This window comes from Saccharomonospora sp. NPDC046836 (genome assembly GCF_040645195.1).
Lineage (GTDB): Bacteria > Actinomycetota > Actinomycetes > Mycobacteriales > Pseudonocardiaceae > Prauserella_A.
Window position 1 is genome coordinate 142665 of sequence record NZ_JBEYXW010000001.1, and the last position, 22595, is coordinate 165259.

The following is a 22595-nucleotide window of genomic DNA, read 5'->3' on the forward strand; positions in this document are numbered from 1 at the left end:
GTGGCTGCCCGCACAGTAAGGGCACCTCCCGCCAGTCACGCCAAGGAGCGACGTCAATGACGACCTTTGCCCGTAACCAGTGGTACGTGGCCGCCTACAGCCGCGAGATCGGTCGTGAGCTGTTCCCCAGAACGATCCTCGGCGAGCCGATCGTCTTCTACCGCACCGAAGCCGGTGCCGCCGTCGCGCTCGCCGATCGCTGCGTGCATCGCCGCTACCCGCTGTCGGAGAGCCGCCTCGACGGCGACAAGATCGTGTGCGGCTACCACGGGTTCACCTACGACCAGGGCGGCTCGTGTGTGTTCGTGCCCGGCCAGACCCGCATCCCACGCACCGCGCGCGTGCCGAGCTACCCGCTGGTCGAGCAGGACTCGTTCGTCTGGGTGTGGATCGGTGACCAGGACAAGGCCGATCCCACGCTGATCCCCCGCGCGCCGTGGCTGGCCGACCCCGCATACACGACGGTGTCCGGGATGGAGCCGTTGCGAGCCCGCTACGAGCTGCTCGTGGACAACCTGATGGACCTCTCCCACGAGACGTACCTGCACGGCGGGTACATCGGCACCCCGGAGGTGGCGAACACGCCGATCACCACCGAGGTCGACGAGGAGAAGGAGATCATCTACGTCAGTCGGCACATGGCCGATGCGGAATGCCCGTCGTTCTACGCCAAGTCGACCGGCATCGAGGGCCGCATCACGCGCTGGCAGGACATCGAGTACCACCCGCCGTGTTTGTACCTGCTGCACAGCCGGATCGCGCCGGTCGGGATGCTGCCGAACGAGGACGGTACCGACCCGTACGGTTTCCACGTCGAGGTGGTGTACGCGATCACGCCGGAGACCGAGCACAGCACACACGACTTCTGGGCGGTGGCCCGTGACTTCGCGCTGGACGACGAGGGAGTGTCGGCCTTCCTGGCCGAGAGTAACCGCACCGTCGTGCTGCAGGACGTCCGTGCGCTGGACATCCTGGAGCAGGTCATCCAGTCCGAGCCCGAGGGCTACCAGGAGCTGAGCATCAACATCGACACCGGCGGGCTGGCCGCGCGCCGGTTCCTCAAGCGGATGATCGAGCGGGGCCTGCAGGGAGCCGAGCAGGCCGCCGCGGTGCGGCGATGACGGACCGGGTCGCCATGCTGCACGGCGACACCGTGTTCCGCATCCACTGGGTACTCAACACCGACCTGCTGCTCGGGGTGTGCCACTGCGGCGCCGAGCACGAGTCGGAGGATCCGGTGGAGCTGTGGGACTGGCTGCTCGCCCACCCCGAAGGGCATGAGCCGCCCGCGGCTGTTGACACGCCGTCGCCGGTGCTCGCGACCGTCGGCGGGGGCCGGTGATGGACGAACTCGACCTGGTCCTGGGCCGCAAGGAGCCCGTGGCCGACGGCGTCGTGTGCCTGACGTTGCGCCACCCGAAGGGCCTGCCGCTACCAGCGTGGGAGCCGGGTGCGCACCTGGACCTGCTGCTCGGCGAGGGCAGTGGCGGCCTCGAACGGCAGTACTCGCTGTGCGGTGATCCAGCCGACCGCAGCGCGCTGACGGTAGCCGTACTGCGGGAACCGGAGAGCCGCGGCGGCTCGGCGTTCGTCCACGAACGGCTGGCCGAGGGCGACACGGTGCGGGTGCGCGGGCCGCGGAACAACTTCGCGCTCGTGGAGTCGCCGCGTTACCTGTTCATCGCGGGCGGCATCGGCATCACACCGATCGTGCCGATGGTCGCCGAGGCCGACGCGAGCGGTGCGGACTGGCGGCTCGTGTACGGCGGCCGGACACGCGCGTCGATGGCGTTCGCCGATGCGCTCACCGGCAAGTACGGCGACCGGGTCGACCTCCGCCCGCAGGACGAGACCGGGCTGCTGCCACTGGCCGGCCTGCTCGGCACCCCGCAACCGGGCACCGCCGTGTACTGCTGCGGGCCCGAACCTTTGCTGGGCGCGGTCGAAGAGCAGTGCAGGCCGTGGGACGCCGGCGCGCTGCACGTGGAACGGTTCGCGCCGAAGGAGGACCCGAACGCGGGACCGCGGGCGGAGTTCGAGGTGGAGCTGGCCCTGTCCAGCAGGACCTTGCGGGTCCCCGCCGACAAGTCGATCCTGCAGGTGGTGGAGGAGGCCGGGGTGCCGGTGCTGTCCTCGTGCCAGGAAGGCACCTGTGGCACCTGCGAGACCGAGGTCCGCGAGGGCGAGCCCGATCATCGCGACTCGCTGCTCACCGAGGAGGAGCGCGCCGCGGGTGAGACCATGATGATCTGCGTGTCCCGCTCGTGCGGGCCGCGCTTGGTGCTCGAGTTGTAGGTCTTGCAGGTCAGGAGTGGCCAGGTGGGCGAAGCTGCCCGGTCGGTGACGTCGAAGGTCCTCGCCATGCTCGAAGCCTTCACGCCCGCGACCCCGGACCTCTCGCTGAGCGAGCTGGCACGGCGCGCCGGTGTGTCGCTGCCGACGGCCCACCGGCGCGCGGCGGAGCTGGTCGCCTGGGGCGCGCTGGAGCGCGGCGCGGACGGGCGGTACCGGATCGGCCTGCGGCTGTGGGAGGTCGCCTCGCTCGCGCCGCGCGGGCTCGGGCTGCGGGACGTGGCGATGCCGTTTCTGGAGGACCTCTACGAGGTCACCCACGAGAACGTCCAGCTCGCCGTGCGTGAAGGACTCGAGCTGGTGTTCGTCGAACGGATCGCGGGCAGGCACGCGGTGCCGGTGCTGACCCGCGTGGGCGGACGCTTCGTCCTGCACGCGACAGGAGTGGGCCTTGCGCTGCTGGCACATGCCCCGGCGGACGTGCAGGAACAGGTGCTGACGGCGCCGCTGCAGGCCTATACGACGAAGACGATCACCGACCCGGACCGGCTTCGCGAGGTACTGGCCGCGGTGCGCCGCAACGGCTACGCCGTCAGCGACGGCCAGGTCACGCTCGACGCCCTGTCGGTGGCCGCGCCGATCCGCGGGCGCGGCGACCAGGTCGTGGCAGCCGTGTCACTGGTGGTCAGGACCGACACGGCCGAGCCGATCACCCTGGCACCCCTCGTCCAGGCTGCCGCCCGCGGCATCTCCCGCATGCTCGCCCCCCGTTTCTCGGGCTGACCCGGCGTACGGTGGCCGGTGGCGGAAGGAGATGTCCATGTCGGACGACACCACGATCGCCAGGATCGACGCACTCATCGCCGAGGAGCGCGGACTGCGCTCGCACACCACCGGCAGCGGCCTCGACGAGCAGGGCCGGGCCCGGTTGCGTGAGCTTGAGCGCGAGCTCGACCAGTGCTGGGACCTGTTGCGGCAGCGCCGGGCGCGTGCCGAGTTCGGCGACGACCCGGCCGGTGCCCAGGTCCGCCCGGTCAGCGAGGTCGAGTCCTACCAGCAGTAGCACAGCCTGATGCGCCGGGCGCGTGGCAGGTCTACCGTAAGTCGTGACCACCTCGGGCCCGTCAGGACGAGGGGCTCGGGGACGCACCACCACGGTGGAGGCGCGCCTTGGACACTCCTGCCGGTCTGCGACCGACACGAATCCAGCAGCCTGCCCCACGTATCGGCAAACGGGGCCAGGCAGTCCTAGGGCTGCTGCGGACGACCGATCACAAGAAGATCGGGATGATGTACCTCGTCACCTCGATGGCCTTCTTCATGATCGGCGGGATACTCGCGCTGCTGATGCGCGCCGAGCTGGCGCGGCCGGGCCTGCAGTTCCTGTCGCAGGAGCAGTACAACCAGCTTTTCACCATGCACGGCACGATCATGTTGCTGCTGTATGCGACGCCGATTCTGTTCGCCTTCGCCAACCTGGTGCTACCGCTGCAGATCGGGTCACCGGACGTCGCGTTTCCGCGGCTGAACGCCTTCTCCTACTGGCTGTTCCTGTTCGGCGGCACGATCGTGGTCAGCTCGTTCGCGACACCGGGCGGGGCGGCGGACTTCGGCTGGACGGGCTACTCGCCGCTGGCCAGTGCCGAGTACTCACCAGGCGTCGGTGGCGACCTGTGGATCATGGGCCTGATCGTGTCCGGCGTCGGCACCATCCTCGGCGCGGTCAACATGATCACCACGATCGTCTGCCTGCGCGCTCCCGGCATGACGATGTGGCGGATGCCGATCTTCACCTGGAACATCCTGTTCACCGGGGTGCTGGTGCTCGCCGCGTTCCCGATCCTGACGGCGGCGTTGTTCGCCCTCGCGGCCGACCGACATCTGGGGGCCCATGTCTTCGACCCCGCCAACGGGGGCGCGATCCTCTGGCAGCACCTGTTCTGGTTCTTCGGCCACCCCGAGGTCTACATCGTCGCTCTGCCGTTCTTCGGCATCATCACCGAGATCATTCCGGTTTTCAGCCGCAAACCGTTGTTCGGCTACCGGCTCATGGTGTTCGCGACAATGGGCATCACCGCGCTGTCACTCGCTGTGTGGGCGCATCACATGTTCGCCACCGGCGCGGTGCTGCTGCCGTTCTTCTCCATCATGACGTTCCTGATCGCCGTACCCACCGGCATCAAGTTCTTCAACTGGATCGGCACGATGTGGAAGGGCCAGCTGAGCTTCGAGACGCCGATGCTGTGGGCGATCGGCTTCCTCGTGACGTTCCTGCTCGGCGGCCTCACCGGTGTCCTGCTGGCCGCGCCACCACTGGACTTCCAGGTGACGGACACCTATTTCGTAGTCGCGCATTTCCATTACGTGTTGTTCGGCACGATCGTTTTCGCGACTTTCGGCGGGATCTACTTCTGGTTCCCGAAGTTCACCGGCCGCATGCTCAACGAACCGCTGGGCAAGCTACATTTCTGGCTCACCTTCGTTGGTTTTCACATCACGTTCCTCGTGCAGCACTGGCTGGGTTCGGAAGGGATGCCCCGCCGTTACGCCGACTACCTGCCGTCGGACGGCTTCACCACGCTGAACACGGTGTCGACGGTCGGGGCTTTCATCCTGGGGCTGTCGATGTTGCCGTTCCTGTGGAACGTCGTGCGCAGCTACCGCTTCGGTGTGGCGGTGACGGTCGACGACCCCTGGGGTTACGGCAACTCGCTCGAATGGGCCACGAGCTGCCCGCCGCCGCGGCACAACTTCACCGAACTGCCGCGGATCCGCTCCGAGCGCCCCGCGTTCGAACTGCACTACCCGCACATGATCGAGAGAATCCACGACGAGGGGCACATCACACTGACCGGCAAGGTCATACCGCAGGAGCCGCAAGCGGTGTCCGGGTCGTCGAGCCACGACAGTCCCGCCGAGTAGTACGCGTGGCAGACTCGCAGAGTGGCTGATCGCGACCGGGACAGCGAGGGCCGTGCCCTCAATGCGCGACCGAGGGACGGCCTCGGCAGGCCGCTGCCCTACGGGGCACCTGGTGTCGCGCGCGCTCCCGAGGGTGTCCTGCGTTCGGCCGAGGAGTCGCTACGGGAGGCGCAGCGCCTGCTCGATGACGGTATGCCCTTCCACGCGCACGAGGTGCTCGAGGACGCGTGGAAGTCGGGGCCGGTCGAGGAGCGGGAGCTGTGGCGTGGCCTTGCCCAGCTCGCGGTCGGGGTCACGCATGCGGCGCGCGGCAACCGGGCCGGAGCGGCGGCACTGCTGAGCCGCGGCGCGGACAACATCGCACCCTTCGCCGATGCCACACCGCACGGTATCGACGTCACCGGGCTGTGCGAGTGGGCCCGCACCCTGGCCGCCGGTCTGCACGGACACGAACGGCCACCGACGGCTGCCGAGATCGCGCCGCGGCTGCGGTGACGTCAGGCGGGTTCGAGAAGCCGGGTGCGCAGCGCGTCGACGTCCGCGCCGACCATACCCACGCGCAGGCAGTACGCCTCGGCGTCCAGTGAACCGGTCAGCGACAGCAGCGTGTCGCGAGCGGAGGTCCCGCGCTCGGCCAGGATGCCCGCGAGAATCGGCTCCAGGTCAGGCATCCCAGCGCCGCGTACCGCGCGGGCAGCCGGGCGATGCTGACCTCGTAGTCGTCGGCGATCGTCTCGCCGGGCACTCCGGCAAGTGCGAGCAGGAGCAGCGTCACCAGCCCTGCCCGGTCACGGCCGAGCGAACAGTGGACGAGCACCCCACCGGGACGGGCTCGAGCCACCGTGGTGAGCACCCTGACGACGAGATCGGGGCGGTGGTCGAGCAGCGGCTGGTAGTACAGCGGCGTGCCATACACCCCGGTGCGCTGCAGGGGCTCCCAGAACTCGGGGTCGTCGACGGGGTCGAGCGGGACGTGGCAGGTGTGTACTTCGGCCGGCCGGGGCGCAGCGTCCGTGCCGCGCTCCTCGGGGTTACGCAGGTCGACCAGGGTGCGGACGCCGTGCTCGACGAGCGCCGACCAGCCTTGTTCGCTGAGCCGGTCCGGCGCGTCGGAGCGGACGAGGGCACCCCAGCGCGTCCGTCTGCCGTCCGCGGCGCGCAGGCCACCGAGGTCTCGAGTGTTGAAGCACCCGTCCCAGTCCAGTTCGCGCTCCATGGCTGAGCAGACGCCCTGGCGGGGCGAACGTTGCGCAGGACACGGGGCTCGTGCCACGCACGAGCCCCGTGCTGGGGTGACTGCCCGGGCTAGGCGGCAACCATCCCATGCGGGTCGAGCACGAACTTCTTGGCGGCGCCGCGGTCGAAGTCCTGGTAGCCCTGGGGGGCGTTGGACAGCGGGATGACCGTGGCGTTGACGGCCTTGGCGATCTGCGCCTTGCCGCTCAGGATCATGTTCATCAGCAGCCGGTTGTACTTCTTCACCGGGCACTGACCAGTGGTGAACGAGTGCGACTTCGCCCAGCCGAGCCCGATGCGCACACCGAGCTGACCGACCTTGGCGTTGGCGTCGACCCCGCCCGGGTCACCGGTCACGTACAGGCCGGGAATACCGAGCGAGGCGCCGGCACGCGTGATCGTCATGATGTCGTTGAGCACCGTCGCCGGCTGCTCTCCGGCATCGCGGCCGTGCCCGCGCGCCTCGAAGCCGACCGCATCGACGGCGGCGTCGACGACCGGCTCGCCGACGATCTGCGCGATCATGTCGCCGAGCTCAGCGGTTTCCCTCAGATCGACGGTCTCGCAGCCGAAGCTGCGTGCCTGCTGGAGCCGTTCCTGGATCAGGTCGCCGACGATCACCACGGAGGCACCGAGCAGTTGCGCGGCGTGCGCGGCGGCGAGGCCGACCGGCCCGGCGCCGGCGACGTACACCGTCGACCCCGTGGTCACATTCGCCGAGGCCGCGCCGTGGTAGCCGGTCGGGAAGATGTCCGACAGCATCGTCAGGTCGAGAATCTTCTCCAGCGCCTGATCGCGGTCCGGGAACTTGAGCAGGTTGAAGTCGGCGTAGGGCACCATGACGTACTCCGCCTGGCCGCCGATCCAGCCACCCATGTCGACGTAGCCGTACGCGGCACCGGGCCGCGCGGGGTTGACGTTGAGGCAGATGCCGGTCTTGCCCTCGTTACACATGCGGCACCGGCCGCACGCGATGTTGAAGGGTACTGAGCAGATGTCACCGGGTTTGACGAAGAGTACGTCCTCACCGGCTTCGACCACCTCCCCAGTGATCTCGTGCCCCAGGGTTTGCCCGACGGGTGCGGTGGTACGACCACGCACCATGTGCTGATCGCTACCGCAAATGTTGGTTGTGACGATCTTCAGGATTGCCGCGTGCGGAGCTTGCTTCGGCAGACCCAATCCTTTGACGACATCATCGGGAAGCTCGAGCCTGGGGTAATCGATCGACTCGACCGAGACGGCCCCCGGCCCCTTATAGACAACAACGTGGTTATCCGGCATTTTCAAACCCCTTTGTCTGATCGCCGGTAGGTTCTTGGGCGTCTTTTGAACGTAGCTCGTGACGGGACGCAACACCAGGGACCGCGCCAGTTGATCAGTCGCGCTGAAACGGCCGTTCGAACTCCAGGTCAGGGGCGGGTGTGGCGGCGTGAGCGGCCCGGACGGCCCGGGCGCGAGTCCCCCGCCCAGGCACGCGAGTCCCCCGCCCAGGCACGCGAGTTGCCCACTCAGGCACGCGAGTTGCCCACTCAGGCTCGCGAGTGGCTCCCTGAGCTGCCGCCAAACGCCCGGCCGGACAAAGCGGGCGCAATCCGACAGCGCTTGCCGCATACAAGCTCACCGTCAGCCGCCAATCCAATAAGGCCGACCATCCATTGCAGACTCGGCAGCGCGGGACGTAAATCGTCGAGAATGGACAATTGAAAACCGCGTTCCCGAGCTACTCGGCAACCACATTCTCGGCGTGCTGTACCGCGTGTACGCGCAGTGGCTCGCTGGCGGCTGAGCCGTGGCCGTACACACGACCCACCCTACTGACCTGCATGTTTGTCAGGTTCGCCGGGTTCGTCGACACGTATTCGACAGAACGTCCAGCAGCTCGCCGCCGCAGGCCGACCATGAGACCCTGGTAGCGAAGTCGACGGGAAGTGTAAGCGATGACTACCGGCCACGGCCACGCGGATCACGCCGACGATGACCTGCCCCTGTTCCTCGATGGCCCCGAACTCGCAGACGAGCTCGCCCGCCGCAAGGACGTCCAGCCGATTCGCTCGGCAGACGACCTCGCCTGCGAGGGCATCTTCGACACCGACGAAGAGCTGCACGAGTTCATCGAATACACCTACGCCACGCGGCGCGCGAACCTGACATAGCCCGTGGAATCCGTCGTCCTCGACACCGACGTCGCGTCACTAAGCTTCAAGCAGCACCATGGTTCGGCACCTCATCGGCAAACGCCCTTTCATCACCTTCACCACTCTCGGCGAGCTGACCAAATGGGCGGACCAGCGCGCCTGGGCCGAACGCAGACGCACCCGCCTCAATCAGTGGCTCTCTGCCATCCCAGTCCTGCCAGGTACCGAACGCGTCGCCCGAACCTGGGGCGAGATCTCCGCCTACGCCGCCCGTCGCGGAACACCACGCTCGCAAAACGACACCTGGATCGCCGCGTGCTGCCGTGCTGCCTGACCTTTGAAATGCCCTTGGCAACGCTCAACCTCAAGGACTTCGAGGACTTCGCCGAATGCGAAGGCCTGGAACTCGCGGGCCGGCAAGCTCATTGACCGGACCGCGCGGGAACGCCGGTGGCCAAACCGCTTCTGACCTGCATGTTCGCGAAGCACAGCGCCTCATGGGGCGCCTGGGGGCGGGCCGTCCACCCGGGCAACCTGTAGCAACTTTGCAGACTCAGCCTGTCACGTTCTGTAGCACGCGGCGTTGCCGGTCGGCCCCATAGTTGCAATTCTGACCACTACGACAACGTATCATCGGCGCGCTATTGAGCATAGATGTTCGTATTCAACAAGAGTTAAGACTTGACATTTATTAGCCAGCACAAAGGTGCTGCTTTTAGCATTCCTTGCCTCATTTCCACCATTCAGTGCCCAACACTGCACACAGCAAAATGCCCCACTGACCTGCTCGTGCAGGTCAGTGGGGCATTGTTGCTGGTGTGGCGGGAGAGGGATTCGAACCCCCGAAGGCAGTGCCGTCTGATTTACAGTCAGATCCCTTTGGCCGCTCGGGCATCCCGCCGTGGCCGGGCTGGCCCGGCCGAGCTACAGAGTACCCAATGCCCGTAGCCGGGCTCCCGGCAGGGTTCGCCATGACTAGGGTGGAGCCACCCAACCAGCAGACAACGAGGTGTATGTCGTGGCGGATCCGTCGTTCGACGTCGTGAGCAAAGTCGATCACCAGGAGGTGGACAACGCACTGAACCAGGCCAGCAAGGAGCTGTCCACCCGGTTCGACTTCCGGAACACCGGCGCCAAGGTCGAGTGGGCCGGCTCCGAGGCCGTCGTGATCGAGGCCGAGACCGAGGAACGGGTACTTGCCGCGGTCGAGGTCTTCAAGGAGAAGCTAATCAAGCGGGGCATCTCGCTCAAGGCCTTCGAGGCCGGTGAGCCCGCCATCTCCGGCAAGATCTACAAGGTCAATGGCAAGATCATCGACGGCATCGAGTCCGACAAGGCCAAGCAGATCGCCAAGTACATCCGCGACGAGGGCCCCAAGGGCGTGCAAGCACAGATCCAGGGCGACCAGTTGCGGGTGTCCGGCAAGAAGAAGGACCACCTGCAGGACGTCATCGCCGTACTGAAGGAGAAGGACTTCGGCATCGCGCTGCAGTTCACCAACTATCGCTGAACCAGCTACACACACGCAGCTACCGTTAGTCACCGCCTTGGCAGCATGGTGTAATCCCTCGGTCACAGTCCGAAGGGGGACGCCATGCGCAAGGCGCTCGTCATGCTGCTCTGCCTACTTCTGCTCGACGGCATCGTCGTGCCGGCCGGGGTTGCCCGTGCCGCGGAGCGCACGCTGCTGTTCGACGGCATGGGCGCCTACCCGCGGCTGATCCGGATCGAGCACGGCGGCCTGCTGCGTGACGGGCGCATCCTGGCGTCGATCACCAGCCGCGACGCGAACGGACATTTCACACCGATCTTCGAGAGCCTTGACGAAGGCCGCACGTTCACCAAGGTCGGCGAGGTGCGCGACCCGGCCGGCGCGCTGGGCATGTGCTGCGGCACCCTCTACGAGCTGCCGCAGCGCATCGGCAGGCTGCGTGCGGGCACACTGCTCTGGGCGGCGAGCTACCGGCAGCAGGCCGGCCCGTCCCGGCGCATCGGCATCCGCATCTGGGCAAGTCGAGACCTCGGCCGCAGCTGGACGTTCCTCGCCGAGCCGGTGCGCTCGCACAACCACGACGGCGTCTGGGAGCCGGAGTTCACCATCGACGCGGGCGGCAACCTCTGGATGCACTACGCCGACGAGACCGAGGCCCCCCAGCATGCCCAGGTCCTCAACCGCATCGCCAGCACCGACGGCATCACCTGGGGCACCAAGCAGCGCACAATGGCCATCCCGCCGCATCGTGTCCGCCCCGGCATGCCGATCGTGCGCACACTGCCCGACGGGCGGTACTACTTCGCCTACGAGATCTGCAACTACCGCGACCGCTTCTGCGACCCGTACTTCAAGATCTCCCCCGACGGCGCCAACTTCGGCGACCCGAAGGCGCCCGGCACCCGCGTGGACACCGCGACCGGCAAGCACTTCCAGCACGCGCAGACGATCACGCTGTTCCCCGGCGGACCGACCGGCACCCGCATCCTCATGGTCGGCCAGATCTACGTCGACCGTAACGGCAAACCGCTGCCGGGCAACGGGCGCACACTGCTCGCCAACGACCACCTCGGCGCCGGCGACTGGTACGAGGTGCCCGCACCGGTGCGCATCACCAAGCCCTACGACAACTGGTGCCCGAACTACAGCTCCACGCTGCTACCCGTCGACGGCGGGGCCGGCGTGCTGCAGATCGCCGCGGACTACACCGGCGGCGTGTGCAAGGCCTACTTCGCCACAGGCCCGGCCACCTGACACCCGCGATACCCTCTGGCCTGGAGCCAGATCCACGATCGAGTGAGGGGCGGTACACGGATGAAGGGCATCGTGCTGGCGGGCGGTAGCGGTACCCGCCTCCACCCCATCACCCAGGCCGTCTCCAAGCAGCTGCTGCCCGTCTACGACAAGCCGATGATCTACTACCCGCTCTCGGTGCTGATGCTCGCCGGGATCAGGGAGATCATGATCATTTCGACGCCCACCGACCTGCCGAGCTTCCGACGCTTACTTGGCGACGGCAGCCAGTTCGGCATCGAGCTACGTCACGCGGAGCAGCCAACGCCCAATGGGCTCGCCGAGGCATTCCTGATCGGCGCCGACTTCATCGGTGACGACGACGTGGCGCTGATACTGGGCGACAACATCTTCTACGGCCGCGGCTTCTCCCGCACGCTGCAGGAGGAGGTCGCGACGCTCGACGGCTGTGTGCTGTTCGGCTACGCGGTGAAGGACCCGGAGCGCTACGGGGTCGGCGAGGTCGACGCTGCGGGCAGGCTGCGTTCGATCGAGGAGAAGCCGGCGCAGCCACGGTCGAACCGGGCCATCACCGGTCTGTACCTCTACGACAACCAGGTGGTCGACATCGCCCGCGCACTGACCCCGTCCGCGCGCGGCGAGCTGGAGATCACCGATGTCAACCTGGCCTACCTGAGGCAGGACCGTGCGCGGCTCGTGGAGCTGAGCCGCGGGTTCGCCTGGCTCGACACCGGTACGCACGACTCGCTGCTTGAGGCGGCCCAGTTCGTGCAGGTGCTGGAGCACCGCACCGGCGTGCGGATCGCCTGCCTGGAGGAAGTGGCGCTGCGCATGGGATTCATCGACGCCGACGAGTGCTACCGGCTCGGCGCCAAGCTCGCCAAGAGCGGCTACGGCGACTATGTGATGGACGTCGCCAGGGCCGCCGGGGCCGCAGGCTGACGGCCAACGGGCCTCAGTAGAGGCGGCGGGCCATTTCCTCGAGCCTGCGGATGCGGTCCTCGATCGGCGGGTGGGTCGAGAACAGGCTCGACACGCGGTCGCCGGGCCGGAACGGGTTGGCGATCATCAGGTGCGACTGCGAGACGACTTTCGGTTCCGGCACCAGCGGTGCCGCTCTGGTGCCCCGCTCCAGCTTCCGCAGCGCCGACGCGAGCGCCAGCGGGTCCCCGGTCAACTCGGCCCCTGAGGCGTCCGCCTGGTACTCCCGTGACCGGCTGACGCTCATCTTGATGATGCCTGCGGCAATCGGGCCGAGGAACACCAGCAGCAGCGCCGCCAGCGGGTTGCCGCCCTCGCGGTTGCCCCCGAAGAACAACGCGAAGTTGGCCAGCACGCTCACCACGCTCGCCAGCGCGCCCGCCACGCAGGAGATCAGGATGTCCCGGTTGTAGACGTGGGAGAGCTCGTGCCCGAGCACGGCACGCAGCTCGCGCTCGTCGAGAAGATCCAGAATCCCGGTGGTGCAGCACACGGCGGCGTTGCGAGGGTTGCGCCCGGTCGCGAACGCGTTCGGTGCGTGGGTCGGGCTGATGTAGAGCCTCGGCATCGGCTGCCGCGCGGTGGTCGCCAGCTCCCGCACGATCCGGTACATCGCCGGTTGCTGTGCCTCCGACACCGGCCGCGCGCGCATGGCACGCAGTGCGAGCTTGTCGGAGTTGAAGTAGGCGTAGGCGTTCATGCCCAGCGCGATCAGCAGCCCGATGATCAGTGCCCCGCGGCCGAAAATCCCGCTGATCCCGATGATGATGGCACTCAGCAGGCCGAGCAGCATCGCCGTCTTCAGCCCGTTCCGGTGCCTGTGCACGTGCCCATGCCTCCTTCCGAGTGCAGGCCATCCGGGTGAAGGCCTCCATTGGATCGAACGCGGTTCCGGTGAGCGAAGTTCCTGGTCAAAGGTTACGGTCCAACGAACACGTCCCGCCGGTTCGTGGAGGACAAACGGGGAGGCTGCCGTGCCGGGGTCCAGGTGGAAGCGCCGGACAGTGCTGGGTACGGCCCTGGCCGTGCTGGCCGCCGCACTGCCCGCGGGCCGGGCCGCCGCGACCGACGTGCGCACGGTGCGGGTGAGCGGCTCACCCACGGCACTCGCTGTGAACGACTTCGCCGGAACGGCCTACGCGGGCTGCGCGGACGGGAGTGTGTACCTGATCGACGGCCGCACCGGCCAGGTGGGCGGGGCGGTACAGATCGGCTCGACCGTCACCGATCTCGCCGTGCACGGGAGCGCGGGCCGCGTCTACGCCAGCAACAGCCGCGCCGGAACCGTCGCCGTGCTCGACGGCTGGACCGGGCGCGTGCTCACCACCATTGCCGCGGGCGCCGGAGCCGCGGCGGTCGGAGTGGACGAACTCACCGGCGCCGTCTACGCGGGCAGCAGCACCACGGGCGCCGTGAGCATTCTGGACGGCGTGGCCGGTGCCGTGCGGCAAGAGCTGGCCGGCCCCACCGGATCGCTGGACGGGTTGAGCATCGACCCCGGGCGCAGGCTGGCCTATTTCGCCAGCCCCGACACAGCGAGCGTCGAGGTCCTCGACCTCTCGACGGGGACGTTCACCGGATCCATCCGCGTCGGGAAGGCGCCGGCCACGGTCTGCGTCCACCGCGCCAGCAACACGATCTATGTCGCCAACTCCGGCATCCACCACCTTTCGGTGCTCGACGGCGGCACCGCCACCGAGACGGCCACGATCCTGCTCGACAGTGCCGCCTCCGCGGTCGCCGTGCATCAGCGCAGCGGCTCGGTGTACAGCAACGGCGGCCCGAACGGGCTCATCAGGATCGACGGCACTCGGGGAACGCGCTCCGGTGAGCTGGCGCTCGGCAGCAACCCGGGCGCCGTCGCGGTCGACCAGCGCACGCACACGGTGTACGTGGCAGACCCGGTGCAGCACGCCGTCCACCTCGTCACAGGGTTCTGAACCAAGCAGCTGGAGTCGCTCCGGAGTTACGGTCGGAACCATGAAACTCGGACTGCAGATTCCCGACTTCACCTGGCCGAACGGGCCCGCCAAGCTCGGCACCGACCTCGCCGGTATCGCGCGCAGGGCCGATGAGGCCGGCTTCGAATATCTCTCGGTGATGGATCACTTCTTCCAGATCCCGCCGGTTGGTCCTGTCGGCCGCGACATGCTGGAGGCCTACACGACATTGGGCTTCCTCGCCGCGAACACCAGCAACGTCAAGCTGTTCACCATGATCACGGGCACGTTCTACCGGCATCCCGGTCTGCTCGCCAAGGCCGTGACGACGCTCGACGTGCTCTCCGGCGGGCGGGCGATCCTCGGCATCGGCGCGGGCTGGAACGAGCAGGAGGCCCGCGGGCTCGGCTTCCCGTTCCCGCCGACCGCGGAGCGCTTCGAGCTGCTCGAGGACGCCGTGCAGTACTGCCTGCAGATGTGGTCGGACGACGACGGCCCGTTCACCGGTACCCACGTCCATGCCGATCGCCTGCTGAACGTGCCGCAGGCGCTGTCGAAGCCACATCCGCCGATCATGATCGGCGGCGCCGGGGAGAAGAAGACGCTTCGCCTGGTTGCCCGCTACGCGCAGGCATGCAACATCTTCAACTCGCCGGAACTGCCGCACAAGCTCGACGTGCTGCGCAGGCACTGCGACGCCGAGGGCCGCGACTACTCCGAGATCACCAAGACCGCCCTCGTCATTCTGGACATCGGCGAACGCGGCGAGAAGGCCGGCGCGCTGATCGACGAGCTACGCAGGGTCGCCGGGCTCGGTATCGACGTCGCCATCGGCGGGGTGCCCGGTGTCCAGGACCCGGGCAAGCTCGAGATCTTCGCCAACGAGGTGATCCCCGCCGTCGCGGAGTTCTGAACCGGTACGAACCACACAGTCCATTCTGGACCTTTCCACCAGCTAGCCCACGGGTGCGTTGTTCACTGACCACCACGCCCATGTGCAGGCGATTTACCAGGCAAAACCCGGTAACGGCACTCCCCCTGTCAACGAATCACGAAGTGAGTCGCGAGCGGCCGAACATGGCTGCGGCGGGAGGAGAGCCAGATGAAGATCAGTGTCTTCGGGCTCGGCTACGTGGGATGCGTGTCCGCCGCATGCCTTGCCAGCCGTGGCAACGAGGTCATCGGTGTCGACGTCAACCCACTGAAGATCGACCTCGTCCGCCGTGGCCGCGCACCGGTCGTCGAGGAACGGATCGGCGAGCTGACCGCACGAGTGGTCGAGTCCGGAGCGCTGCGCGCCACCGACGACGTGGTCGAGGCCATCGCGGGCAGCGAGATGTCGCTGGTCTGCGTCGGCACCCCGTCCGCACCCAACGGCAGCCTCTCCACGGTGCACCTGGAGCGGGTCACCGAGCAGATCGGCACCGCGCTCGCCACGCATCCTGGCAGGCACACGGTGGTGTTCCGGAGCACGATGTTGCCCGGCACCTGCCTCGAACTGCTGGTTCCCATACTGGAGAAGGCCTCCGGCCGCACCGCAGGCGTCGACTTCGGGGTGGCCGTCAACCCGGAGTTCCTGCGCGAGGGCAGCAGCGTCCGGGACTTCTTCGATCCACCGAAGACGGTCATCGGCGAGTTCGACGCGGCCAGCGGCGACGCGGTGGCCGCACTCTACGAAGGCCTGCCCGGCGCGGTGTTCCGGGTGCCGATCCCGGTCGCCGAGATGACGAAGTACGCCGACAACGCCTTCCACGGCCTGAAGATCGGCTTCGCCAACGAGCTCGGCGCGATCTGCAGGGCGCTCGGCCTCGACTCGCACCAGGTGATGGACGTCTTCCTGGCCGACCGCAAGCTGAACGTGAGCCCTGCCTACCTGCGTCCTGGGTTCGCGTTCGGCGGCTCGTGCCTGCCGAAGGACCTTCGTGGCCTGGTGCACGCAGCGCAGCGGGCCGATGTGTCGGTGCCGATACTTGCGCACATCCTGCCGTCCAATGAGGAGCATCTGCGGCGGGCGTTCGAGCTCGTCGCGCGTACCGGCAAGCGACGCGTTGGCCTGTTCGGGCTCTCGTTCAAACCGGGTACCGACGACCTGCGCGAGAGCCCGCTCGTGGAGCTGGCGGAACGGCTGCTCGGCAAGGGGTACGACCTCAGGATCTACGACGCCAACGTGAGCGTTTCGCGGCTGCTCGGCGCCAACCGCGAGTACATCGAGGGCAGGCTGCCGCACCTCGGCCAGCTCCTCGCCGCCTCGGTGGACGAGGTGCTGGCGCATGCCGACGTGGTGCTCGTCGGCAGCACCGAGCCCGCTGTGCTGCAGGCACTGCCGAACGGTGGCGGCCCGGTGCTCATCGATCTCGTCCGGCTGCCCGACGCGCAACGGCGCCGCACCGAGGAAGGGTACGTCGGCCTTGCCTGGTGAAGTGAGCGCAGGATCGCGCAGGGCGCTGATCCTGGTGGAGAACCTGTCCGTCCCGTTCGACCGTCGCGTGTGGCAGGAATGCACAACACTGCGCGATGCGGGCTGGGAAGTGCACGCCATCTGTCCACAAGGGAGCAAAAGGGACACTGAGCCCGAGATCGTGCTCGACGGAGTGCACCTGCACCGCTACCCGTTGCGAGCGGCGACCGGCGGCCCGGCCGGGTACGTCCGGGAGTACGGATCCGCGCTGTGGCACACGTTCCGGCTCGCCCGCAAGGTGCGGCGGCTCGGCCCGATCGACGTCGTGCACGCGTGCAATCCGCCCGATCTGCTGTTCCTCGTCGCGCGCATGCTGAAGCGGCGCGGTGCCCGGTTCGTGTTCGACCAGCACGACCTGGTTCCCGAGCTGTACCTGTCCCGTTTCGATCGTGGTGAGGACCTCCTCTACCGGGGCGTGCGCGCGCTGGAGCGGCTCACCTATCGGGCGGCGGACGTCGTCATCGCCACCAACGGGAGCTATCGCGACGTCGCGCTCACCCGCGGCGGCAAGGCACCCGGCGACGTGTTCGTCGTGCGGAGTGCGCCCACTGTGGACAGATTCCGCGAGGTGCCGCCGGAGCCGGATCTCAAGCACGGCAAGCCACATCTTCTCTGCTATCTCGGCGTGATGGGCCCGCAGGACGGCGTCGACTACGCACTCCGTGCACTCGCCGCGCTTCGGGACGATCTCGACCGCACCGACTGGCACGCGGTGTTCATCGGCTCCGGTGACACGTTCGACGCGATGGTGCGGCTCGCGGGCGAGCTGGGGCTCACCGGCCAGGTGGAGTTCACCGGCCGTATCCCCGACGCGGACCTGGTGCGCTATCTGTCCACAGCAGATGTGTGCCTGTCGCCTGACCCGCTCAACCCGCTCAACGATGTGTCCACAATGAACAAGATCATGGAGTACATGGCGATGGGCAGGCCGATCGTCTCCTTCGACCTGAAGGAGGCGCGGGTGTCCGCCGGGGAGGCCGCCCGTTACGTGCCGGCCAACGACGTCGCGGAGTTCGCGAAGTCCATCGCCTGGCTGCTGGACAACCCCGACGAGCGCAACCGGATGGGTGCGCTCGGCCGTGCACGCGTCAGCGGCGCGCTGTCGTGGGAGCACTCGGCGGCGGCGTTGCTCGCCGCCTATGCCGCCGCCTGCCGGCAGGGAGGCTGACGACGGTGCACGACGATCCCGCGCGGCTGTCGCTGGTCGGCCAGGTCCTGCGCAGGCGCTGGCGGCTGCTCGCCGTTCTCGCGGTGGTGGGCGCGCTGGCCGGTGCCGGCGCCTCGCTGCTGTTCTCGCCCGGCTACCGGGCCTCGGCAACGGTCCTGCTCCAGGGCCCGCGGCAGGATGCCGAACTGCGGACGGAAGCACAGGTTGCGGTGAGCACGGTCGTGCTGGACCGGGTCGCCGCGGCACTCGGCTGGAACGTCACCGCCAACGCCCTGAGCGATTCGGTGACCGCTGACGTCGCGGGCGGCAACGTCGTGCGGATCACCGGGACCGCCGCCACCCCGGAACAGGCCCAGCAGCTGACCGACCGCGTCGCCGAGGAGTACGTCCAGTTCTCCACCCAGCTCATCAGCAACACGGCGGGGTCGGCCGCCCAGGTGGCGAGGGAGCAGCGGGAGAGCCTGCGCAGGCAGGTCGCCGACGCGGCGCGCCGGATCGACGAGCTGCACCAGTCGGCGACGGAGGGCCTGACGATCGACAGCGTCGCCGTGCGCACGGATCTCGAAGCGCTGCGGACCCAGCTCGGGCAGGCGATGACGAGGCTCGACGAGGCCGACGCCGCCGCGGGCCGGGCGAACCTGGTGATCATGGGGCCCGCGCCGCGGCCGGTGAGCCCGGCGAGCCCCACGATGACCCAGCTCGCCGCCGGCGGGATGCTGCTGTTCGTCGTGCTCGGTGTGCTCGGGCATCTCGTGGCCGCACGCGGTGACCGGCGGATGCGCGACGAAAGCGAGATCGCCGCCGCACTCGCCACGCCGATCCTGGCGAACGTCGACCTGCCGGACACCGCCAGCGCCCACGGGCACCGCCTGTCGCGGTGGCTGCTGGGCGACGCGCAATGGAACCAGCCGCGCCTGGCGAGCTCCGGCGAGGCGGGCCGCGACATCCGGCTGCACCGCGTGGTCAGCAGGATTCTGGCCGCGGATCCACCACCGCGCCGGGTGCTGGCGCTGGTCGCCGACGACGATCCGCTGGCGCAGGAGGCGGCCACCCGGCTGGCGGCTAACGCAGTCTTCGAGGTTGTCCAGTACGCGGTGGCCCGGCCGACCGTGCCGGACGCGGCAGGCGGATCGGCGGTACTGGTGGTACTCACCGCAGGCACGCGTACCGCGTGGGAGCTCGTCGGCGTCACCGAGGCCTACACCGACGCGGGGCAGGCCATTCTCGGCGCCGTGGTGACCTACCGCAGCGCGCCCGCCGGCGGAAGTACAGCGCCAGTACAGCAGGCACGTAAGGACAACGCGATGGTGAGTTCAACGTGAGCACACCGCTGCTTGACCTGCCCCGCCTGGCGACGACGATCCGCAGACACCGGCGCTTCTGGCTCGGCCTCGGCCTGCTGGGGCTCGCCGCCGGGGCGCTGCTGACCTTCGTCCTGCCGCCCGCGCCGTCGGCGCTGGCCCGGGTACTGGTGATCCACGAGAACGATCAGCCCTCCGACGGCGGTGCACAGATCCAGACCGACATCGCGTTGCTGGAGACGACCCGGATCGCCGCGGCGGCCCTGGAGCGGCTCGGTACGCCGGAGGATCCCGAGGAGTTCCTGGCCAGCTACTCCGGCACCGGCATCACCAGCAACGTGTTGCAGGTGACCGTCACAGGCAGCAGCGACGCCGACGCGGTCGCCAAGGCGACGGCACTCGTGGAGGTGTTCATCGCCGATCACCTGCGGCGCCTTGACCAGGCGGCCGACGCGCAGGCGCAGGCACTACGCGATCAGCGGGGCCAGGCCGAGGACGAGCTGGCCGGCATCGACCGCTCGATCGCGGAACTGTCGCAACAGGACAGCACCGCATCGGCGGCACAACTGCAGTCGCTCTACGGCCGCCGTGCCGAGCTCGCCCAGCAGATCGCCGACCTCAGCCGCCGCGCCGACGAGGCCGCGATCGGCTCACCGTCCGTGGCCGCGGGTACCCAGGTCGTGGACGCGCCGCGCCCGGTCAGGGAACCACTGTTGCGGACACTCGGCACCAATGCCGGGTTCGGCCTGGTGCTGGGGGTGGTGCTCGGCCTTGCCCTGGTGGCCGTGCGTGGTGTGGTGCGGGACCGCCCGGTGCTGCGCCGTGATATCGCCGATCACCTCGGTGCGTCCGTGCTCGCCCAGTTGCCCAAAGGTCGACGGCACTCGGTCGCGGCCCGGGAACGCAAACGCGTTGCGCTGACGCTCGCCCGGCTCATCCGCAACGGCTCCGGCGGGGTCTCGCTGTTGGAACTCGGCTGCGCCAGAACCACCGCCGCGCTGGCACTGAGCCTGGCCGAGGAGCTGGCCATCGACGGCAGGGTGATCCTCCTGGACGGGCTGCCCGGCAGGCAGCTGAGCGCACTCGGCGGCCGGACCGAGCGGCCGATCAGCATCGTAGAGCCGGAGAAGCTGCCACTCACGGTGTGGCCGGAGGAGCACAACATCGGCGTCGGCTCGGTCGGCCCCGGCACGGCGTGGACGGATCTCGGCGCCCTCGGCAGCGAGACCGTGCTCGTTGTCCGTGCCGGGTACGCGGACACCCGGTGGCTGCACACGGTGGCCCGCCAGCTCGCCGACGCGGCTATTCCCGTGATCGGCGTCGTGCTCGTCGACCCCGACCCGAAGGACCGCACCGACGGGACGCTGTGGGACGCGCTGCACACGGCGTTGCGGGGTCGCGCCAACCACGCCGAGCGCACCGCCAACGGCAACGGTCACCAGCTCGCCGACCTACCCACCACCCGGTTCACCCCGGTCCGCGCAGCCGAGGGAGAGGGGTCGTAACCGTGTGCGGCATTGCCGGAACCTACCTGTGGCCGGACGGCGGTCCCGTGACCGACCGGCTCACCAAGACGCTGGCGCATCGCGGCCCGGACGGCATGGGCCGCTACAGTCACCAGGCAGGCCCCGGCGAGGTCCACTTCGGACATCGCAGGCTCGCGATACTCGACCTGTCGGACACCGGTGCGCAACCAATGGTGCGGGACGGGCTCGCGCTGACCTACAACGGCGAGCTGTACAACGCGCCGGAGCTGCGGGCCGAGCTGGCGAGCGCAGGCGTGCGTTTCCGCGGCACGTCCGACACCGAGGTGCTGCTGGAGGCGTGGCGGCGCTGGGGAACCGACTGCCTACCGCGGCTGCGCGGCATGTTCGCATTCGGCGTCTTCGACGAACGCAGCGGCGAGCTGGTGCTGGCCCGCGACCAGCTCGGCATCAAACCGCTCTACCTGATCCGCCGGGATGGTGGCGTCGTGTTCGCCTCCGAACTCAAGGCGCTCGCGAGCGAGCTGGGTGGCTCGCTGCGGATCGACGAGGCCGCGCTCGTCGCCTCACTGCTGTACTACTGGGTGCCGGACAGCCGCTGCGCCTACCGGGAGGTCGAGAAGCTGCCGCCGGGCACCTGGCTGCGCTGCCGACCGGACGGCGAGGTGCAGCGGGGCAGGTTCTACTCGATCGCCGAGGTCGCCGCCGAGGCCGCGCAGGGCCCGCCTGCGGACCTTGCCGCCGTCGTTGCCGAGTCAACCCGCAAGCACCTGCTCTCCGATGTCGGAGTCGCGACGTTCCTGTCCGGCGGGCTTGATTCGAGCTACCTCACCGCGCTCGCCGCGAGAGCCCAACCCGGGATCTCCGCCTACACCATCGGTTTCCGCGCGGAGGACGCCAGGTTCGAGGCGATGCCCGACGACCTGCGCTACGCACGGCAGGTGGCCGCCCGCTTCGGTGTCGAGCTGCACGAGATCGAGATCGCGCCGCGGGTGCTGGATCTGTTGCCGCGTATGACGTACCACCTTGACGAGCCGATCGGCGACCCCGCGGCCATCAACACCTTCCTGATCTGCACTGCCGCCCGGGAAGCCGGGGTGAAGGTGCTGCTGTCCGGGATGGGCGCCGATGAGCTCTTCGGTGGGTACCGCAAGCATCTGGCGAACCTGCTCGCGCTGCGCTACCAGCGCATCCCGGGACCGGTCCGCCGCCCACTGGAGTCCATTGTGGATCGGTTGCCCGTCGCAACGGCCCGGCGTGGCCTGCGCACGGTCCGTTTCGCCAAGCGGTTCCTGTCGTTCGCTGCGCTGCCGGAGGAGACCGCGTTCCGGCGTAGCTACACCATGTACGACCGGCAGGACCTGCTCGCACTGCTCGGCCCCGATCTCGCGCCCACCGTCGACAATGTGCTCACCGAGCACGCGGACACCTACAACGACAACGCACTCGACGACTTCGTCAACCGGATGTGCCTTGCCGATGCCCGGCTCTTCCTGCCGGGCCTGAACCTCGCCTACACCGACCGGTCGAGTATGGCCGCCGCAACCGAGGTACGCGTGCCGTTCGTCGACGTCGAGGTCGTCAAGGCCGCGTTCAGCATTCCAGGGCGGGCCAAGATCGCCGGGCGGCAGGGCAAGCTCGCGTTGAAGAAAGCCGCGTCGGCGGTTTTGCCGAAGGAAATCGTCTACCGGCCCAAGGGCCTGTTCAGCGCACCGCTGCGGGCGTGGATGAGCCGTGATCTGGCACCGCTGGTCCGCGAGGTCGTGCACGAGGGCGAGCTCGTGAAGTCCGGCTTCCTGCGCCGCGAAGCCCTGCAACGGCTCGTCGCCGAGGACGCCTCCGGCCAGCAGGATCGCGCCAAGCACCTGTGGCACGTCCTGACCCTCGAGTACTGGTACCGCAGCGCCACCACCGCGTCCTAAGGGGAGT

The 22595-nt window shown here is 68.5% G+C and carries 22 protein-coding genes and 1 tRNA gene; 19 read left to right on the forward strand and 4 right to left on the reverse strand.

Going from position 1 to position 22595, the window contains the following annotated elements; translation table 11 throughout:
• Positions 1 to 56 precede the first annotated feature (56 nt).
• The 7 genes from ABZ863_RS00730 to ABZ863_RS00760 all read left to right on the forward strand — a co-directional run bounded on the left by ABZ863_RS00730 (position 57) and on the right by ABZ863_RS00760 (position 5709).
• A complete protein-coding gene (locus ABZ863_RS00730) occupies positions 57 to 1121 on the forward strand; it encodes an aromatic ring-hydroxylating dioxygenase subunit alpha (protein ID WP_358529271.1) in 1065 nt (354 codons plus the stop codon).
• On the forward strand, positions 1118 to 1342 hold the full coding sequence (locus ABZ863_RS00735; RefSeq protein WP_358529274.1) for a hypothetical protein: 225 nt from the start codon (positions 1118 to 1120) through the stop codon (positions 1340 to 1342). Before ABZ863_RS00730 ends, ABZ863_RS00735 begins: the two co-directional genes overlap by 4 nt.
• The gene (locus tag ABZ863_RS00740; RefSeq protein WP_358529277.1) at positions 1342 to 2295 is read left to right on the forward strand and encodes a PDR/VanB family oxidoreductase; all 954 of its coding nucleotides are present in this window, start codon (positions 1342 to 1344) and stop codon (positions 2293 to 2295) included. The genes ABZ863_RS00735 and ABZ863_RS00740 overlap by 1 nt, the downstream gene beginning before the upstream one ends.
• A gap of 24 nt (positions 2296 to 2319) precedes the next feature.
• A complete protein-coding gene (locus ABZ863_RS00745) occupies positions 2320 to 3075 on the forward strand; it encodes an IclR family transcriptional regulator (protein WP_358529280.1) in 756 nt (251 codons plus the stop codon).
• Between the two features lie 37 nt (positions 3076 to 3112).
• Positions 3113 to 3355, forward strand: a complete 243-nt coding sequence (locus tag ABZ863_RS00750; RefSeq protein WP_358529283.1) for a DUF2630 family protein — start codon at positions 3113 to 3115, stop codon at positions 3353 to 3355.
• A 107-nt stretch (positions 3356 to 3462) separates the two neighbouring features.
• On the forward strand, positions 3463 to 5214 hold the full coding sequence (ctaD, locus tag ABZ863_RS00755) for a cytochrome c oxidase subunit I (protein ID WP_358529286.1): 1752 nt from the start codon (positions 3463 to 3465) through the stop codon (positions 5212 to 5214).
• Between the two features lie 21 nt (positions 5215 to 5235).
• The gene (locus tag ABZ863_RS00760) at positions 5236 to 5709 is read left to right on the forward strand and encodes a DUF309 domain-containing protein (RefSeq protein WP_358529288.1); all 474 of its coding nucleotides are present in this window, start codon (positions 5236 to 5238) and stop codon (positions 5707 to 5709) included.
• A gap of 97 nt (positions 5710 to 5806) precedes the next feature.
• Here the strand turns inward: ABZ863_RS00760 and ABZ863_RS00765 are convergent, their stop codons facing one another.
• Both ABZ863_RS00765 and fdhA read right to left on the reverse strand, forming a co-directional pair.
• Positions 5807 to 6430 (reverse strand): tyrosine-protein phosphatase, encoded by a 624-nt coding sequence (locus ABZ863_RS00765; RefSeq protein ID WP_358529291.1) that lies wholly within the window; start codon positions 6428 to 6430, stop codon positions 5807 to 5809.
• Between the two features lie 89 nt (positions 6431 to 6519).
• On the reverse strand, positions 6520 to 7734 hold the full coding sequence (gene fdhA, locus ABZ863_RS00770; protein ID WP_358530428.1) for a formaldehyde dehydrogenase, glutathione-independent: 1215 nt from the start codon (positions 7732 to 7734) through the stop codon (positions 6520 to 6522).
• 656 nt (positions 7735 to 8390) lie between these two features.
• Between fdhA and ABZ863_RS00775 the strand changes: the two genes are divergently transcribed.
• Together ABZ863_RS00775 and ABZ863_RS00780 are read left to right on the forward strand one after the other, a co-directional pair.
• Positions 8391 to 8606: a hypothetical protein gene (locus ABZ863_RS00775; protein ID WP_358529294.1), complete on the forward strand. Its 216-nt coding sequence runs from the start codon at positions 8391 to 8393 to the stop codon at positions 8604 to 8606.
• A gap of 58 nt (positions 8607 to 8664) precedes the next feature.
• On the forward strand, positions 8665 to 8922 hold the full coding sequence (locus tag ABZ863_RS00780; RefSeq protein ID WP_358529297.1) for a PIN domain-containing protein: 258 nt from the start codon (positions 8665 to 8667) through the stop codon (positions 8920 to 8922).
• 485 nt (positions 8923 to 9407) lie between these two features.
• On the opposite strand, the gene ABZ863_RS00785 is transcribed toward ABZ863_RS00780, so the two are convergent.
• Positions 9408 to 9489 (reverse strand) — tRNA-Tyr (locus ABZ863_RS00785).
• Between the two features lie 117 nt (positions 9490 to 9606).
• On the opposite strand from ABZ863_RS00785, the gene ABZ863_RS00790 reads away from it, so the two are divergent.
• From ABZ863_RS00790 to rfbA, 3 genes are all read left to right on the forward strand, one after another.
• Complete coding sequence (locus ABZ863_RS00790; protein ID WP_358529299.1) at positions 9607 to 10098, forward strand: YajQ family cyclic di-GMP-binding protein; 492 nt, start codon at positions 9607 to 9609, stop codon at positions 10096 to 10098.
• Between the two features lie 84 nt (positions 10099 to 10182).
• A complete protein-coding gene (locus ABZ863_RS00795) occupies positions 10183 to 11334 on the forward strand; it encodes a sialidase family protein (protein WP_358529301.1) in 1152 nt (383 codons plus the stop codon).
• Positions 11335 to 11394: 60 nt separating this feature from the next.
• Positions 11395 to 12276 (forward strand): glucose-1-phosphate thymidylyltransferase RfbA, encoded by an 882-nt coding sequence (gene rfbA / locus ABZ863_RS00800; RefSeq protein ID WP_358529304.1) that lies wholly within the window; start codon positions 11395 to 11397, stop codon positions 12274 to 12276.
• A gap of 13 nt (positions 12277 to 12289) precedes the next feature.
• On the opposite strand, the gene htpX is transcribed toward rfbA, so the two are convergent.
• Positions 12290 to 13141 carry a zinc metalloprotease HtpX gene (gene htpX, locus ABZ863_RS00805; protein WP_358529307.1) on the reverse strand — a complete coding sequence of 284 codons (852 nt, stop codon included), beginning with the start codon at positions 13139 to 13141 and terminating at the stop codon, positions 12290 to 12292.
• Between the two features lie 148 nt (positions 13142 to 13289).
• On the opposite strand from htpX, the gene ABZ863_RS00810 reads away from it, so the two are divergent.
• The 7 genes from ABZ863_RS00810 (at position 13290) to asnB (ending at position 22588) form a co-directional block, all read left to right on the forward strand.
• On the forward strand, positions 13290 to 14255 hold the full coding sequence (locus tag ABZ863_RS00810; RefSeq protein ID WP_358529310.1) for a hypothetical protein: 966 nt from the start codon (positions 13290 to 13292) through the stop codon (positions 14253 to 14255).
• A 40-nt stretch (positions 14256 to 14295) separates the two neighbouring features.
• The gene (locus ABZ863_RS00815; RefSeq protein ID WP_358529313.1) at positions 14296 to 15168 is read left to right on the forward strand and encodes an LLM class F420-dependent oxidoreductase; all 873 of its coding nucleotides are present in this window, start codon (positions 14296 to 14298) and stop codon (positions 15166 to 15168) included.
• Between the two features lie 189 nt (positions 15169 to 15357).
• Positions 15358 to 16674 carry a nucleotide sugar dehydrogenase gene (locus tag ABZ863_RS00820; RefSeq protein WP_358529316.1) on the forward strand — a complete coding sequence of 439 codons (1317 nt, stop codon included), beginning with the start codon at positions 15358 to 15360 and terminating at the stop codon, positions 16672 to 16674.
• A 1-nt stretch (position 16675) separates the two neighbouring features.
• A complete protein-coding gene (locus ABZ863_RS00825; protein ID WP_358529319.1) occupies positions 16676 to 17881 on the forward strand; it encodes a glycosyltransferase family 4 protein in 1206 nt (401 codons plus the stop codon).
• Between the two features lie 5 nt (positions 17882 to 17886).
• The gene (locus tag ABZ863_RS00830; RefSeq protein WP_358529322.1) at positions 17887 to 19203 is read left to right on the forward strand and encodes an exopolysaccharide biosynthesis protein; all 1317 of its coding nucleotides are present in this window, start codon (positions 17887 to 17889) and stop codon (positions 19201 to 19203) included.
• Positions 19200 to 20687, forward strand: coding sequence for a Wzz/FepE/Etk N-terminal domain-containing protein (locus ABZ863_RS00835; RefSeq protein ID WP_358529325.1), 1488 nt, complete (start codon positions 19200 to 19202; stop codon positions 20685 to 20687). The genes ABZ863_RS00830 and ABZ863_RS00835 overlap by 4 nt, the downstream gene beginning before the upstream one ends.
• Before the next feature lie 2 nt (positions 20688 to 20689).
• On the forward strand, positions 20690 to 22588 hold the full coding sequence (asnB, locus tag ABZ863_RS00840; RefSeq protein ID WP_358529328.1) for an asparagine synthase (glutamine-hydrolyzing): 1899 nt from the start codon (positions 20690 to 20692) through the stop codon (positions 22586 to 22588).
• Positions 22589 to 22595 lie beyond the last annotated feature (7 nt).

What these genes read in the sequence shown, in the direction of transcription:
- ABZ863_RS00735 (WP_358529274.1), top strand. Translation starts at nt 1,118, where the DNA reads ATGACGGACCGGGTCGCCATGCTGCACGGCGACACCGTGTTCCGCATC.
- rfbA (WP_358529304.1), top strand. Translation starts at nt 11,395, where the DNA reads ATGAAGGGCATCGTGCTGGCGGGCGGTAGCGGTACCCGCCTCCACCCC.
- ABZ863_RS00750 (WP_358529283.1), top strand. Translation starts at nt 3,113, where the DNA reads ATGTCGGACGACACCACGATCGCCAGGATCGACGCACTCATCGCCGAG.
- ABZ863_RS00730 (WP_358529271.1), top strand. Translation starts at nt 57, where the DNA reads ATGACGACCTTTGCCCGTAACCAGTGGTACGTGGCCGCCTACAGCCGC.
- ABZ863_RS00815 (WP_358529313.1), top strand. Translation starts at nt 14,296, where the DNA reads ATGAAACTCGGACTGCAGATTCCCGACTTCACCTGGCCGAACGGGCCC.
- fdhA (WP_358530428.1), bottom strand. Translation starts at nt 7,734, where the DNA reads ATGCCGGATAACCACGTTGTTGTCTATAAGGGGCCGGGGGCCGTCTCG.
- ABZ863_RS00795 (WP_358529301.1), top strand. Translation starts at nt 10,183, where the DNA reads ATGCGCAAGGCGCTCGTCATGCTGCTCTGCCTACTTCTGCTCGACGGC.
- ABZ863_RS00740 (WP_358529277.1), top strand. Translation starts at nt 1,342, where the DNA reads ATGGACGAACTCGACCTGGTCCTGGGCCGCAAGGAGCCCGTGGCCGAC.
- ABZ863_RS00775 (WP_358529294.1), top strand. Translation starts at nt 8,391, where the DNA reads ATGACTACCGGCCACGGCCACGCGGATCACGCCGACGATGACCTGCCC.
- ABZ863_RS00765 (WP_358529291.1), bottom strand. Translation starts at nt 6,430, where the DNA reads ATGGAGCGCGAACTGGACTGGGACGGGTGCTTCAACACTCGAGACCTC.
- ABZ863_RS00820 (WP_358529316.1), top strand. Translation starts at nt 15,358, where the DNA reads ATGAAGATCAGTGTCTTCGGGCTCGGCTACGTGGGATGCGTGTCCGCC.
- ABZ863_RS00780 (WP_358529297.1), top strand. Translation starts at nt 8,665, where the DNA reads ATGGTTCGGCACCTCATCGGCAAACGCCCTTTCATCACCTTCACCACT.